Below are 14,806 nucleotides of genomic sequence, written 5' to 3' on the forward strand. Positions count from 1 at the left end.
GCCTTCCTCCCCGCTGAAAGTACTTTACAACCCGAAGGCCTTCTTCATACACGCGGCATGGCTGCATCAGGCTTGCGCCCATTGTGCAATATTCCCCACTGCTGCCTCCCGTAGGAGTCTGGACCGTGTCTCAGTTCCAGTGTGGCTGGTCATCCTCTCAGACCAGCTAGGGATCGTCGCCTAGGTGAGCCATTACCCCACCTACTAGCTAATCCCATCTGGGCACATCTGATGGCAAGAGGCCCGAAGGTCCCCCTCTTTGGTCTTGCGACGTTATGCGGTATTAGCTACCGTTTCCAGTAGTTATCCCCCTCCATCAGGCAGTTTCCCAGACATTACTCACCCGTCCGCCACTCGTCACCCAAGGAGCAAGCTCCTCTGTGCTACCGTTCGACTTGCATGTGTTAGGCCTGCCGCCAGCGTTCAATCTGAGCCATGATCAAACTCTTCAATTTAAGTTTGATGCTCTTCGTTCTTTATTTCTAAAGAAAGAACTTCGTAATGAATTACGTATGTTCACTCCAGAGACTTGGTATTCATTTAGCGTCTTGCGACGTTAAGAATCCATGTCTTCGAGTGCCCACACAGATTGTCTGATAAATTGTTAAAGAGCAGTGCAACGTGGCTTTCAGCTCACCGTTGCGAGGTGGCGTATATTACGCTTTCCTCATTCAGAGTCAAGCGTTTATTTTCGCTTTTCTCTGCCGAAGTGCCCGGAGGCGCCTCGCTGACCGGCCGGCTTATTCGCCGTTGTTCCGTGTCAGTGGAGGCGCATTATAGGGAGTTATTCGGAGCTGACAAGTCTTAAATCGAAAAAACTTATCGATAGCCTAAAATTTAGGCGAAACGGTGATGCAAAGCACTATTTCGCCTGGTTTATAAACAAAAACGAGCCCCGTGGGGCTCGTTTTACGCTTTTTACTCTCTGTTAACTGTTACTGCACGGCGGCAATGCGATCGTCTTTCACCACCAGCTGTACCGTTTTGCCAGGAATCAGCTCCCCAGAGAGGATCTGCTGAGCCAGCGGGTTCTCGATCTGCTGCTGGATAGCGCGTTTCAGCGGACGCGCGCCATACACCGGATCGTAACCGTTCGCGCTGAGCAGCTTCAGCGCCTCATCTGACATCTGCACAGCATAACCACGCTCTTCCAGACGCTTATAAAGACGCTGCAGCTGGATCTGGGCAATCGAGGCGATATGTTTCTCACCCAGCGGATGGAATACTACGACCTCATCAATACGGTTGATGAACTCCGGACGGAAGCTGTGGCTCACCACGCCCATAACGATCTCTTTCATATGGCCGTAGTCCAGCTCACCGAAGCGCTCCTGGATCAGATCGGACCCCAGGTTGGAAGTCATAATCACCACGGTATTGCGGAAGTCGACCGTTCTCCCCTGCCCATCCGTCAGGCGTCCGTCATCCAGCACCTGTAAAAGAATGTTGAATACGTCCGGATGCGCTTTCTCTACTTCATCCAGCAGGATAACGGAATAGGGACGACGGCGAACCGCCTCGGTGAGGTACCCGCCCTCTTCATAGCCGACGTATCCTGGAGGCGCACCCACCAGCCGCGACACGGAGTGTTTCTCCATAAACTCGGACATGTCGATACGCACCATGGCATCGTCGCTGTCGAACATAAAGTTAGCCAGCGTTTTGCACAGTTCGGTTTTCCCTACCCCGGTTGGCCCAAGGAACAGGAAAGAGCCAATCGGACGGTTGGGATCGGACAGCCCAGCCCGGCTGCGACGAATGGCGTTCGATACGGCCTCAACGGCCTCGTTTTGGCCAATCACACGGCTATGCAGCTGCTGCTCCATACGCAGCAGTTTTTCGCGCTCGCCTTCCATCATGCGGGCGACCGGGATCCCGGTCCAGCGCGCCAGCACTTCGGCGATCTCGGTATCGGTCACTTTGTTACGCAGCAGGCGCATGGTTTTGCCTTCCGACTGCGTAGCCTGCTCAAGCTGTTTCTCCAGCTCGGGGATTTTCCCGTACTGCAGCTCGGACATGCGGGCCAGGTCGCCAACGCGGCGGGCCTGTTCAATCGCAATCTTCGCCTGCTCCAGCTCAGCTTTAATGGTCTGCGTTCCGGAGAGCGAGGCTTTCTCTGCCTTCCACTCCTCTTCCAGCACTGAGTACTGGCGTTCTTTATCAGCCAGTTCGCCGTTAAGCATCTCCAGACGCTTGATGCTGGCGTCATCGGACTCTTTCATCAGCGCCTGCTGCTCAAGCTTGAGCTGAATAATGCGCCGGTCCAGACGGTCCAGCTCTTCCGGCTTGGAGTCGATCTGCATTCGAATGCTGGATGCGGCCTCATCGATCAGATCGATAGCTTTATCCGGCAGCTGACGGTCGGCAATGTAGCGATGGGACAGCGTCGCAGCCGCTACGATGGCCGGGTCGGTGATCTGCACATGGTGATGCAGCTCATAGCGCTCTTTCAGCCCGCGCAGAATAGCGATGGTATCTTCAACCGATGGCTCGGCAACGAACACTTTCTGGAAGCGTCGCTCCAGGGCTGCATCTTTCTCAATATACTGACGGTACTCATCCAGCGTGGTTGCGCCGACGCAGTGCAGCTCACCGCGGGCAAGAGCCGGTTTCAGCATATTCCCGGCGTCCATTGCGCCATCGGCCTTACCTGCGCCCACCATCGTATGCAGCTCGTCAATAAACAGAATAACGTTGCCTTCCTGCTTTGACAGGTCGCTCAGCACGCCTTTTAAGCGCTCTTCGAACTCACCGCGATATTTTGCGCCTGCCACCAGCGCGCCCATATCCAGCGCCAGCACCCGACGGCCCTTCAGCCCTTCCGGCACTTCGCCGTTAACGATACGCTGCGCCAGCCCTTCAACAATGGCAGTTTTACCCACGCCCGGCTCGCCGATCAGCACCGGGTTATTTTTGGTACGACGTTGCAGTACCTGAATAGTACGGCGGATCTCTTCGTCGCGGCCAATCACCGGATCGAGCTTGCCCTGTTCGGCACGCTCGGTAAGATCGACGGTAAATTTCTTCAAGGCCTGACGCTGGTCTTCGGCCCCTTGATCGTTCACGCCTTCTCCTCCGCGCATCTGTTCAATTGCCTGGGTCACGTTGTTGGTATTCGCCCCCGCGGCTTTCAGCAGATCGGCGAGCGTGCCGCGCGACTCCAGCGCCGCCAGAACAAACAGCTCTGACGAAATAAAGTTATCGTTACGTTTCTGCGCCAGCTTGTCGCAGAGGTTGAGCACCCGCACCAGATCCTGCGACGGCTGTACGTCCCCGCCGGTACCTTCTACCTGCGGCAGGCGGCTTAGCGCCTGGTCAATGGCGGTGCGGAGCTGACCAGCGTTGACACCGGCAGAGGTGAGTAAAGGACGTACCGAACCCCCCTCCTGTGTCAGCAAGGCGCTCATAAGATGAAGTGGTTCGATAAATTGATGGTCTTGCCCCAGCGCGAGTGACTGAGCGTCGGCAAGAGCCAGCTGGAATTTATTAGTAAGACGATCCAGACGCATAACTCCTCCCATAATACAGGTCAAATTTGCTACTGGAGATTAAATGAGGTCATCCCTCAATTATTCAAGGTTAATGATCTAAATTATGTACAAAGAATATTACACGTACTGGATCGTCTTGATTCTTTAGGTTATATCAGCCAAATGAAACTTGCCAGGCGCCCGGTGGTTTTGTCACGGCGATAAGAGAAGAATTCACTTTGCTCACTGAAGGTGCAACGGTCGCCACCGTAGACGGCGTCTACGCCGACGCGGGCCAGCCGCTGACGGGCAAGCTGATAGATATCGGCAAAATATTTTTCGCCTGCCGCACGAAATGCCGCTGAAGCGTTCGAATCTTCGGCAATAAACGCGTCGCGGACTTCCGGGCCCACTTCAAACGCATCGGGACCAATGGCTGGCCCCAGCCAGGCGATGATGTTTTCCGGTTTATCTGCAAAACAGGCCACCGTCTCTTCCAGCACGCCCGCGCACAGACCGCGCCAGCCTGCATGCGCAGCGGCGACTTCGGTTCCCGCACGGTTACAGAACAGCACCGGCAGACAGTCGGCAGTCATCACAGCACACACCGTGCCGGGGGTATTACTGTATGAGGCGTCCGCGCGTTTAGAGGTGTAAGGCTCGCCGGTAAGGGTAAGCACCGTTTTGCCGTGCACCTGCTCCAGCCAGACGGGCTTAGAGGGTAAACCGCCTGCAGCAAACAGCCGGCGACGGTTCTCTTCGACATGCTCAGGGTTGTCGCCGCAGTGTGCACCCAGGTTCAGGGAGTCCCAGGGGGTAAGGCTCACGCCGCCGTTGCGGGTCGAACTACAGGCCGCGACGCCTTCTGGCAGCGGCCACTGCGGAACAATCAGCGATGTCATAGCCAGTCAACGTCCTCTTTATGCGTTTCAAAATCGGCGCGCATGGCGTCGATGAGGTCGACCATATCCTGTGGGATCGGCGCATGCCACTCCATCTCAATACCGGTAATCGGGTGATAGAGACGCAGCATGGTGGCGTGCAGCGCCTGACGATCGAACTGGCGCAGGGCAGTAATAAACTCGTCAGACGCGCCCTTCGGCGGACGCGGACGGCCACCGTAGAGCTGATCGCCCACCAGCGGATGGGTAATGTGCGCCATGTGAACACGGATCTGGTGGGTACGGCCTGTTTCAAGACGCAGGCGCAGACGCGTGTGCACACGGAAGTGTTCCATGATGCGGTAGTGGGTCACCGCCGGCTTGCCCATCGGATGCACCGACATATGGGTACGCTTGGTCGGGTGACGGCTGATTGGCTCTTCCACCGTACCGCCCGCCGTCATATGGCCAATGGCAACGGCTTCATATTCACGGGTGATCTCGCGCAGCTGCAGGGACTCTACCAGCCGGGTCTGAGCTGGAACGGTCTTAGCAACGACCATCAGGCCAGTGGTGTCTTTATCCAGACGGTGCACGATGCCGGCGCGCGGTACGTCAACGATCGGCGGATAGTAGTGCAGCAGCGCATTCAGTACGGTGCCGTCAGGGTTACCAGCGCCCGGATGCACCACGAAATCGCGCGGCTTGTTGATCACGAGAATATCGTCATCTTCATAGACAATGTTGAGCGGGATATCCTGCGCCTCAAAGCGCGCCTCTTCTTCGATCTCGGCATCGATGGCGACGCGCTCGCCGCCCAACACTTTCTCTTTGGGCTTGTCGCAAATCTTGCCGTTGACCTGCACGCGCTGGTCAAGGATCCACTCTTTTATGCGCGAACGTGAATAATCCGGGAACATTTCGGCCAATGCCTGATCTAAGCGTTGACCGAGTTGATTTTCGGACACCGTTGCGGTGAGTTGTACTAGTTGTGCCATAGACAGCTTCTTCGTTAACCTTGGGTTTTTACGGCTTTGCCGTTTAATATAGTGTGCTATTGTAGCTGGTCTTAATCGGGAGCAGGAACAGAGAATCCTCCCGCATAAACATTTTGAGGAAAGTCAAAACGTCATGACGCGCATGAAATATCTGGTGGCAGCCGCCACGTTGAGCCTGGCTTTGGTGGGTTGCTCCAGTTCAAAGGAAGAGGTACCTGATAATCCGCCTAATGAAATCTATGCGACTGCTCAGCAAAAGTTGCAGGACGGTAACTGGAAACAGGCAATAACGCAACTGGAAGCGCTGGATAACCGTTATCCGTTTGGCCCTTACTCCCAGCAGGTTCAGCTGGATCTGATCTACGCCTACTATAAAAATGCCGATCTGCCGCTGGCTCAGGCCGCGATCGATCGCTTTATCCGTCTGAACCCGACTCATCCGAACATTGATTACGTGATGTACATGCGCGGCCTGACCGACATGGCGCTGGACGACAGTGCATTACAGGGTTTCTTCGGCGTCGATCGTAGCGACCGCGATCCGCAGCACGCCCGCGATGCGTTTAATGACTTCTCGAAGCTGGTACGCGGCTATCCGAACAGCCAGTACGTTACCGATGCCACCAAACGCCTGGTGTTCCTGAAGGATCGCCTGGCGAAGTATGAGTACTCCGTAGCGGAATACTATACCGAACGCGGCGCGTGGGTAGCGGTAGTCAACCGCGTAGAAGGCATGCTGCGCGACTACCCTGACACGCAGGCGACGCGTAACGCCCTGCCGCTGATGGAAAATGCCTATCGCCAGATGCAGATGAGTGCTCAGGCAGATAAAGTCGCGAAGATTATCGCGTCCAACAGCAGCAATACCTGATAGTCAAAACCTGACAGTCAAAAACACAAACGGCAGCTCTCGGGCTGCCGTTTTTTTATGCGGTTTCGGCTGACTCTAAAGAGGTAATGCCGCGACATAACCTATCAACTATGACTCCCCTTCCCCTATCCTTCAAGTGAAATCGCAACTCTTCCTGTCCTGCCTCACAAAATGTCGTCATTGACAAAAAGTGACAAAAATACGTGATAGAAATCACACTTTTTGACCTTCAGACAGGTATGCTGAGATCACCTGGACGGAAAGACAAGAGGTAACATCTATGACAGTGAACATTACCAGTAAACAAATGGAAATTACTCCGGCAATTCGCCAGCATGTCGCAGACCGTCTCGCCAAGCTTGAAAAATGGCAAACTCATCTGATTAATCCCCATATCATCCTCTCGAAGGAGCCGCAGGGTTTTGTTGCCGACGCAACCATTAATACCCCTAATGGCCAGCTGGTTGCCAGCGGCCGACACGATGATATGTATACCGCTATCAACGACTTGATTAACAAGCTGGAACGGCAGCTCAATAAAGTGCAGCACAAAGGTGAAGCCCGTCGCGCCGCTACGTCGGTGAAAGACGCCAGCTTCGTTGAAGAAGACGAAGAGTAATCCTTTACGAAGAGTAGTCCTTTACATTGAGTGTCTCACCCACGCGCCTTCGGGCGCGTTTTTTATTGACAGGGTGAAAACAGTACGGTTACTTTACGTGTAGACATAGACAGGACTCTCCCATGAAACAGACGCCGTTTTTCTTCGCACGCTTTTTTACCTTCCCCTGAACGGGAGGCGTTTCGTCGTGTAAGAGTATGTGCGAAGACGAACAGCAAGGCCTCCCAAACCGGGGGGCCTTTTTTTATGGCTGAGAGACAGATAACAATAATGACTAAGGCAACACTATGACACCGGAAAACCCGCTGCTGGATCTGCGTAAAAAGATAAGTGCCCTGGATGAGCAACTGCTGGCGCTGCTGGCCGAGCGTCGTCAGCTTGCCGTTGAGGTGGGCAAAGCCAAGCTCACCTCCCACCGTCCAGTGCGCGATATCGACCGCGAACGCGATCTGCTGGAGCACCTGATCCAGCTGGGCAAAACGCACCATCTCGATGCGCACTACATTACCCGCCTGTTCCAGCTGATTATTGAAGACTCCGTCCTTACGCAGCAGGCCCTGCTTCAGCAGCATCTTAATCAAACCAACCCGCACTCGGCGCGGATCGCGTTTCTCGGCCCCAAAGGCTCCTATTCGCACCTGGCCGCGCGTCAGTACGCGGCGCGCCACTTCGAGCAGTTTATTGAGAGCGGCTGCGCAAAGTTCCACGATATCTTTCAGCAGGTGGAGACCGGCCAGGCCGACTATGCCGTCGTGCCGCTGGAGAACACCAGCTCCGGGGCGATCAACGACGTCTACGATCTGCTCCAGCACACCAGCCTGGCGATCGTCGGGGAGATGACCGTGCCGATCGATCACTGCGTGCTGGTCTCGGGTACGACCGATTTAAGCAAAATCGACACGGTCTACAGCCACCCGCAGCCCTTCCAACAGTGCAGCCAGTTTTTAAACCGCTATCCACAGTGGAAAATCGAGTACACCGAGAGCACCTCGGCGGCAATGGAGAAAGTGGCCCAGGCGAATTCACCGCATGTAGCGGCGCTGGGCAGCGAGGCGGGCGGCGCGCTGTATGGCCTGCAGGTGCTGGAGCGCAATCTGGCAAACCAGACGCAAAACATTACTCGCTTTATCGTGCTGGCGCGTAAACCGATTAACGTCTCCGATCAGGTGCCAGCTAAAACAACGCTGCTGATGGCCACGGGCCAGCAGGCCGGGGCGCTGGTTGAGGCGCTGCTGGTGCTGCGTAACCACAACCTGATTATGACCAAGCTGGAGTCACGGCCCATTCATGGTAATCCGTGGGAAGAGATGTTCTATCTGGATATCCAGGCTAACCTGGAGTCTGCATCCATGCAGAAAGCCCTGCGCGAGCTCGGGGAGATCACCCGCTCGCTGAAAGTGCTGGGCTGCTATCCTGGCGAAAACGTTGTGCCGGTCGATCCGGCTTAACGCTCAATAAAAGGGGATTTCTTCACGCCTGCCACGTTCACTGGCAGGGTGAAGAGAGCCCCGGAGAGCGGAAACTTCGCCAGCTCGTCCTGCTTCATATTCTCTCGGGTGGTGGTGATAAACAGCGTCTTCATATCTTCGCCGCCAAAGCACACCATCGTCGGGCAGCGCACCGGCAGGCGATACTCTTCCAGCTGCTCGCCCTCGGGAGAGAAACGTGCGATGCGCCAGCCGTCGTACAGCGCGCTCCAGTAGCAGCCCTCAACGTCCGTTGCCGCTCCGTCCGGCTGCCCCTCCTCTTTTTTAAAGGTGCGGAATACCTCGCGCTTGCCGGGCTCGCCCTGCTCATCCAGCGGTGTGCGGTAGATTACCTCCTGCGGCGTGTCAGAGGTATACATCCACGTCCCGTCCGGGCTAAAGGCTAATCCGTTGGCCCCACGGATATCGCACTGGATCACCTTCGGAGCCAAATCGTTATCGATCCGCATCAGCAGCGCACCGTTGTAATCCTGCGGTGCCCAGAACGTGCCAGCGTAAAAACGCCCAGCATGATCGGTCCCACCGTCGTTAAAGCGCGCCAGCTCCGGATTAGAGGGGTTATCACACACTTTTTGAGTCAGCAGGCCACGCTTGTCTGCCAGCCAGATGGCACTACGCATCGCAACGATGAAACCGCCCTTCTCGCGCAGGGCAAAGCAGCCCACCTCTTCTGGAAACCGCAGCACGGTATGCTCAGCGGAGGCCAGATGGTAGCGGTGGATCTCCCCCTCCAGAATATCGGCCCAGTACAGCGCCTGTTCCGATTCGCTCCAGACAGGACATTCCGGCAGATGGCCGGTGTAATCAAACAGCAGTTGCGGCTCAGCCATAGAGACTCCCATACAGTAAAAAGGCCAGCGGGTAACCCACTGGCCTTAAAGTATATACAGCTTTTAACCTATTGACGGTTGTCGTTTGCCTGACGCAACAGCACCCGACTTTCGCTCTGGAAGCGCTGGGCGTAGTCGCCAAACCAGTGCTCAACCTTGCGGAAGCTATCGATAAACGCCTGCTTGTTGCCCTGCTCCAGCAGCTCAATCGCTTCGCCAAAGCGCTGGTAGTAGCGCTTGATCAGCGCCAGGTTACTCTCCGAGGCCATAATGATGTCCGCGTAGAGCTGTGGATCCTGGGCAAACAGCCGCCCAACCATTGCCAGCTCCAGACGGTAGATGGGCGAGGAGAGCGCCAGCAACTGCTCCAGCTGCACGTTCTCCTCTGCCAGATGCAGCCCGTAGGCGAAGGTGGCAAAGTGGCGCAGCGCCTGAATAAACGCCATGTTCTGATCGTGCTCGACGGCGCTGATACGGTGCAAACGGGCACCCCAAACCTGAATCTGCTCCAGCAGCCACTGGTAGGCTTCTGGCTTGCGTCCGTCGCAGTAGACTACCACCTGCTTCGCCAGGCTACCGCTGTCCGGGCCGAACATCGGATGCAGCCCTAGTACGGGGCCTTTATGCACGCTCAGCATGGCCTGCAACGGCCCGCTTTTTACCGAGGCCAGATCGACAAGGATGCAATCCTCCGGTAGCGGCGGCAGCGAGGCAATCACCTGCTCGGTGACATGAATAGGCACGCTGACGATCACCATCCCGGCATCGGCGACAATATTGCCCGCCTGCGCCCAGTCATCTTTCTCAAGTATTCGCACCTGGTAGCCGGAGAGGGTCAGCATCTTCTCAAACAGCCGGCCCATTTGGCCACCGCCGCCCACAATCACCACCGGTCGCAGCGTCGGACAGAGGGTTTTGAACCCTTTATCGTTCTCGCTAGAGTAGGATTCACGCATCACACGCCTGAGCACGTCCTCAATCAGATCCGGCGGCACGCCAAGCGACTCGGCCTCCTGACGGCGGGAAGCCAGCATAGCCGCCTCGCGCTCGGGCACGTAAATCGGCAGGCCATATTTACTCTTAACCTCGCCGACCTCGGCCACCAGATCCAGACGCTTCGCCAGCAGGGCCAGCAGCGCCTTATCTACTTCATCAATTTGATCGCGCAGCGCGGTCAATTCAGCAACCATAACAACCTCTTAAGCCAGACGTGCTGCCAGATGCCCACGCAGATGTTGGTTAATCTCACGCAGCAGCGCGTCGGTGGTCTCCCAGCTGATGCAGGCATCGGTCACGGAGACGCCATATTTCATATCACCGCGCGGCTGCTCGGACGATTGATTACCTTCATGAATATTACTCTCGATCATCAGGCCAATGATCGACCGGTTACCATCTTTGATTTGCGCCACGACGGATTCAGCTACCGCAGGCTGGCGGCGGTAGTCTTTATTGGAGTTACCGTGGCTGCAGTCTACCATCAGGGCTGGCTTCAGGCCCGCCTGTATCATCTCTTTCTCGCACTGCGCCACGTCAGCCGGGCTGTAGTTTGGCGCTTTACCGCCGCGCAGGATCACGTGTCCGTCCGGGTTGCCCTGGGTTTGCAACAGGCACACCTGGCCTGCCTGGTTGATGCCCACAAAACGGTGCGGCATTGCCGCCGCGCGCATGGCGTTGATCGCCGTCGCCAGGCTGCCGTCGGTGCCGTTCTTGAAGCCAACCGGCATTGAGAGGCCAGAGGCCATTTCACGGTGGGTCTGGGACTCGGTAGTGCGTGCGCCGATGGCAGACCAGCTAAAGAGATCGCCCAGGTACTGCGGGCTGTTGGGATCCAGCGCTTCGGTTGCCAGCGGCAGGCCCATGCTGACCAGCTCCACCAGCAGGCTACGGGCAATTTTCAGCCCGGTTTCGACATCAAACGAACCGTCCATATGCGGATCGTTAATCAACCCTTTCCAGCCAACGGTGGTACGGGGTTTTTCAAAGTAGACGCGCATGACCAGGTAGAGGTTATCGCTGACCTCCTCGGCAAGGGCTTTAAAGCGGTGAGCGTACTCAATGGCCGCCTGCGGATCGTGAATGGAGCACGGTCCGCATACCACCAGCAAGCGCGGATCGCGCCCGGCAATGATGTCGGAGAGGGTCTGGCGCGATTGAGAGATCTGCGCCTCCTGCTCCGCCGTCAGCGGAAACTCCGCCTTCAGGCGTTCCGGAGTGATTAAAACCTGCTCGTCGGCGATATGGACATTATTCAGCGCGTCTTTTTGCATGATGGCGATCCTGGTCGTTTGTTGCGATAGTCTTTAGCGATAGTGTTCTCAGCAGAGAGTAATCTAACAGTATCACAATCGGTAAAGATTTCAATCCATAATACGTACACAATTGTTTACACAACCCCTTAAAATGCAATTTAATTGTGTTTTTTACGTAAAGTAAAATGTACATGAGCAACCTGACGGCAACCAGGCTACGCTATAATAAAAGAAAAAGGAGCACGATAATGAAACCTGGAATGTACGCACTCTTAGCCATTCTGCTGTCTGGCTGCTCGGTTGAACCCTATACACACGCTCCCACCTGGACCGGCACCGACTGGTACAGTGCCGGAAAAGACGACGCCCTCTCTGGCGCAGTGGTCAAAGAGAACAAGGTCCTGGCTGCCGTACATAATGACACCGACGTTGATCGAAATCGCTATTTACAAGGCTACAAGGCAGGCCTGAAAAGGATCTGCCACGACGATTTTCTCTATGCCTGGGGCCGCGCGGGTAAAATCTACCCTGCTGGCTGCGACACGCAGGAGAGCGCCGCACAGCTGCGTAGCGCCTGGCAAGCAGGGATGGACGAAGGCACCCGCGACGCCGTTCTCAATTAACTGCCGGAATATTATTCAATCTGTGAATACGTCGAGATCACCCCTGATCTATCCAGGGTAATATAACCACGATCTTAACAGGGTATATGCAGGTAAACGCTGTTTTTCTGCTACGTGTAATTATCAGCCGTCGTTGCGGGGAAATAATGATGAATAGGGATCTTTCACGCCCAACTTTTAAACGTACCCTACGTCGAATCAATATTATTAACGTGATTATTACGATGACGCTGGTTTGGTTTCTTATCTCCGTCACGTCGGTACTGACGTTAAAACAGTACGCCCTACGTAACTTAGAGCTGACGGGCGCGACCATGAGCCGCAATCTGGAATTTGCTCTTGCCCGCCATGATGCGGCCGCCGCTGCGGATACGCTCTCTATGCTTGGCCAGCGAGGGCTCTATAGCGCGGCAGAGGTACGGGATGCAAAACAGCATGTGGTGGCGGGCTGGTCTTCGATGCCGGAGAGCAGCTATGACAAAGCCAGCGATCTGATTCGCCAGGGGCTGCTTCCCGACCCGGTTAGGCAGCCGATCATGCACGACGGTACCCAGATTGGCGAGCTGTATCTCACTGCCCAGGCCAGCCTGATTGGCCACTTTATTCTGCTCTCCCTCGGTGTGCTGACCGGATCTATCCTGTTTGCCTCGGCCGTGGCGCTTGCCATCAGTCGCTACCTGCATAACGGCGTGTTCAACGCGCTGCAAAATATCACTGACGTGGTGCACGACGTGCGGACCTACCGCAATTTTTCCCGTCGCGTCGCCGACGAGCGTATTGACGAGTTTCATCGCTTTGGTCAGGACTTTAACAGCCTGCTGGATGAGATGGAGGAGTGGCAGCTGAGTTTACAGGCGCGCAACGCCCTGCTCCTGCGCACCGCCCTGCACGATCCGCTGACCGGACTGGCTAACCGCGCCGCGTTTCGCAACGCCATCGCCGCCCTGATGAAGGATGAGGCTGCCCAAAGCTGCTCGGCGCTGCTGTTTCTTGACGGTGATAACTTCAAATACATCAACGACACATGGGGACACGCCGTTGGCGACAGCGTTCTCATAGAGGTGGCGAAAAGGTTATCCGCCTTTGGCGGCAAGCGGCATACGGCCTACCGCCTCGGCGGAGATGAGTTTGCGATGATCCTGACCGGCGTACACACCGAGCACGAGGTAAAGCGTCTCTCAGGCGCGCTAGCCCAGCAGTTCTATCGCCCTTTCGATCTGCATAACGGCTCTACCACCATGATGACCCTCAGCATTGGCTATGCGCTGGCATGGGAGCACGCCAGCGCCGAGAGCCTGCTGGAGCTGGCGGACAAAAACATGTACAAGGTCAAGCAGCGCCACTCAAAGACGCCCTGACTCCTGTTCCGGCTGCAATTGGGCGGCGCTGGCCCGACGCCAGCGCAGAACATCGATAACGATAAACAGCAGCAGGCTAATCCCCAACACCGGCAGCGCCAGACCAATCAGCAGAGCGAGGATTAGGGTGATTAACCGTCCTCCCCAGCCGAGCGCCAGCCAGCTCTGTACCAGAGTTTGCACTGGACTCACGCCGCCCTGAGCCGGACGGCGGATCCACCACAGTCGGTAACCCACGACGATGCTAACGCACAGCGCACCGCCAAACAGGATCAGCGCCAGCTGGTTTGGCAGGCCGAACAGCACGCCCATATGGAAATCGACGCCCCAGCGGGTTAGCTTCGCCATCAGCGGGAAGTCAGCAAAGCGTGTCTGATCGATCGCGGTCATCGTGTGGCCATCGATCGCCACGGCATCAACCTGCGTTGGCCACGCCCGGTCGATCTCCGTGACCGTCCACGCCTGGTCTGCACTTCGCGGCGGGCGGATCTCAAGACGGGCAGCATTGATGCCGGCCTGACGGGCAACCTGCAATACCTCATCATACTGCACGCTGTCGGCGTCGCTCTCCGCCATGGGCATTGTCATTCCCTCATGATGCTCGTGATGGGCATGATGTTCCGCATGGGGATCGGCAGGCTCGGCGGCTCCGTGCAGCTGGGTATTTACCTGCGGCGTCATCCAGCCCAGCGCCGCGCGCATTTTATCAACGTTACCTCCCGCCCACTGGGACCAGGTCAAACCGGTCGCGGAGAAGAGCAGCATGCCCGCCAGCAGCACCCAGCCCAGGCTTACGTGCAGACGACGGCTGTTCTGCACCCGATTGTTAATCCGTCGTTTGGGCCGCGTAAACCACCACAGCGCAATACCGCCGAGAGCAGCAATCCACATCCACGACGCTGCCAGCTCGCTATAGAGTCGCCCGGCATCGCCAAGCAGCAGGGACCGGTGCAGATAATCGATAGTCTGGCGCAGAGGCAGAATACCGCTGGTGCCATAGACGGTCATATCGCCTTTGACCGCCAGGGTCACGGGATCGATAAAGATAGCCCGGTTCTCCGAAACGCCAAGCTGCGGATCGGCAAACATCACCCGCGTCGTCTCTCCACTAATCAGCCCAGGGCGGACGGCATGCAGACGCAATGTTCCCCCGGTCACCCGCTCGGCCACCGCTACCTGTTCGGCCAGCGGTTGATGCTCCCCGCTTAGGGTGCCGTAGAGCGCATCGTGATAGAGCGCACTCTCCAGCTGCGGGGTGGCCACATACAGCGTCCCGCTGAGGGCGGCAATGAAAATAAACGGTCCCACAAAGAGGCCGATGTAGAAATGGAGGCGTCGCAGCAGGTTTACCCATGCCGCGCGCGAAGTGCTGGTAGTCATACTTTTCCTTTCTAAGGCAAAAAGTTATTGATTGAGT

General features: G+C 56.5%; 13 protein-coding genes, 1 rRNA gene and 1 other annotated feature. Of the genes, 6 read left to right on the plus strand and 8 right to left on the minus strand.

Translation table 11 applies throughout. The features are described 5' to 3' along the window. The 4 genes from WFN61_RS05495 to rluD form a co-directional block, all read right to left on the minus strand. Positions 1-455 (minus strand): 16S ribosomal RNA (locus tag WFN61_RS05495); the annotation flags it as partial. Between the two features lie 480 nt (positions 456-935). Then, a complete protein-coding gene (gene clpB, locus WFN61_RS05500; protein ID WP_154058751.1) occupies positions 936-3,509 on the minus strand; it encodes an ATP-dependent chaperone ClpB in 2,574 nt (857 codons plus the stop codon). A gap of 131 nt (positions 3,510-3,640) precedes the next feature. Continuing rightward, positions 3,641-4,372, minus strand: coding sequence for a purine nucleoside phosphorylase YfiH (gene yfiH / locus WFN61_RS05505; RefSeq protein ID WP_337038112.1), 732 nt, complete (start codon positions 4,370-4,372; stop codon positions 3,641-3,643). Continuing rightward, on the minus strand, positions 4,369-5,349 hold the full coding sequence (gene rluD, locus WFN61_RS05510; protein ID WP_144817908.1) for a 23S rRNA pseudouridine(1911/1915/1917) synthase RluD: 981 nt from the start codon (positions 5,347-5,349) through the stop codon (positions 4,369-4,371). The genes yfiH and rluD overlap by 4 nt, the downstream gene beginning before the upstream one ends. 133 nt (positions 5,350-5,482) lie before the next feature. On the opposite strand from rluD, the gene bamD reads away from it, so the two are divergent. From bamD to pheA, 4 genes are all read left to right on the plus strand, one after another. Continuing rightward, positions 5,483-6,220: an outer membrane protein assembly factor BamD gene (gene bamD, locus WFN61_RS05515; protein ID WP_144817907.1), complete on the plus strand. Its 738-nt coding sequence runs from the start codon at positions 5,483-5,485 to the stop codon at positions 6,218-6,220. Positions 6,221-6,500: 280 nt separating this feature from the next. Beyond that, the gene (gene raiA, locus WFN61_RS05520) at positions 6,501-6,839 is read left to right on the plus strand and encodes a ribosome-associated translation inhibitor RaiA (RefSeq protein WP_144817906.1); all 339 of its coding nucleotides are present in this window, start codon (positions 6,501-6,503) and stop codon (positions 6,837-6,839) included. A 121-nt stretch (positions 6,840-6,960) separates the two neighbouring features. Beyond that, positions 6,961-7,086, plus strand: a sequence feature (Phe leader region). Then, positions 6,962-7,009 (plus strand): pheA operon leader peptide PheL, encoded by a 48-nt coding sequence (pheL, locus tag WFN61_RS05525; RefSeq protein ID WP_181016674.1) that lies wholly within the window; start codon positions 6,962-6,964, stop codon positions 7,007-7,009. Its footprint overlaps the feature before it by 48 nt. 40 nt (positions 7,087-7,126) lie before the next feature. After that, positions 7,127-8,287 (plus strand): bifunctional chorismate mutase/prephenate dehydratase, encoded by a 1,161-nt coding sequence (pheA, locus tag WFN61_RS05530; RefSeq protein WP_312176726.1) that lies wholly within the window; start codon positions 7,127-7,129, stop codon positions 8,285-8,287. On the opposite strand, the gene WFN61_RS05535 is transcribed toward pheA, so the two are convergent. From WFN61_RS05535 to aroF, 3 genes are all read right to left on the minus strand, one after another. Further along, complete coding sequence (locus WFN61_RS05535) at positions 8,284-9,156, minus strand: SMP-30/gluconolactonase/LRE family protein (RefSeq protein WP_144817904.1); 873 nt, start codon at positions 9,154-9,156, stop codon at positions 8,284-8,286. The two genes, pheA and WFN61_RS05535, sit on opposite strands and share 4 nt — an antisense overlap. A gap of 68 nt (positions 9,157-9,224) precedes the next feature. Continuing rightward, a complete protein-coding gene (tyrA, locus tag WFN61_RS05540) occupies positions 9,225-10,346 on the minus strand; it encodes a bifunctional chorismate mutase/prephenate dehydrogenase (protein ID WP_042387500.1) in 1,122 nt (373 codons plus the stop codon). Between the two features lie 9 nt (positions 10,347-10,355). Then, positions 10,356-11,426 carry a 3-deoxy-7-phosphoheptulonate synthase AroF gene (gene aroF, locus WFN61_RS05545; protein ID WP_337038113.1) on the minus strand — a complete coding sequence of 357 codons (1,071 nt, stop codon included), beginning with the start codon at positions 11,424-11,426 and terminating at the stop codon, positions 10,356-10,358. A 230-nt stretch (positions 11,427-11,656) separates the two neighbouring features. Between aroF and WFN61_RS05550 the strand changes: the two genes are divergently transcribed. Next, complete coding sequence (locus WFN61_RS05550; protein WP_144817901.1) at positions 11,657-12,031, plus strand: DUF2799 domain-containing protein; 375 nt, start codon at positions 11,657-11,659, stop codon at positions 12,029-12,031. Positions 12,032-12,180: 149 nt separating this feature from the next. Further along, positions 12,181-13,389 (plus strand): diguanylate cyclase DgcN, encoded by a 1,209-nt coding sequence (gene dgcN / locus WFN61_RS05555; RefSeq protein WP_312283162.1) that lies wholly within the window; start codon positions 12,181-12,183, stop codon positions 13,387-13,389. On the opposite strand, the gene WFN61_RS05560 is transcribed toward dgcN, so the two are convergent. After that, complete coding sequence (locus WFN61_RS05560; RefSeq protein ID WP_337038117.1) at positions 13,375-14,769, minus strand: PepSY-associated TM helix domain-containing protein; 1,395 nt, start codon at positions 14,767-14,769, stop codon at positions 13,375-13,377. The genes dgcN and WFN61_RS05560 overlap by 15 nt on opposite strands. Between the last annotated feature and the right edge of the window lie 37 nt (positions 14,770-14,806).

The sequence above is a fragment of the Pseudescherichia sp. AS216 genome, assembly GCF_037152055.1.
Lineage (GTDB): Bacteria > Pseudomonadota > Gammaproteobacteria > Enterobacterales > Enterobacteriaceae > Pseudescherichia.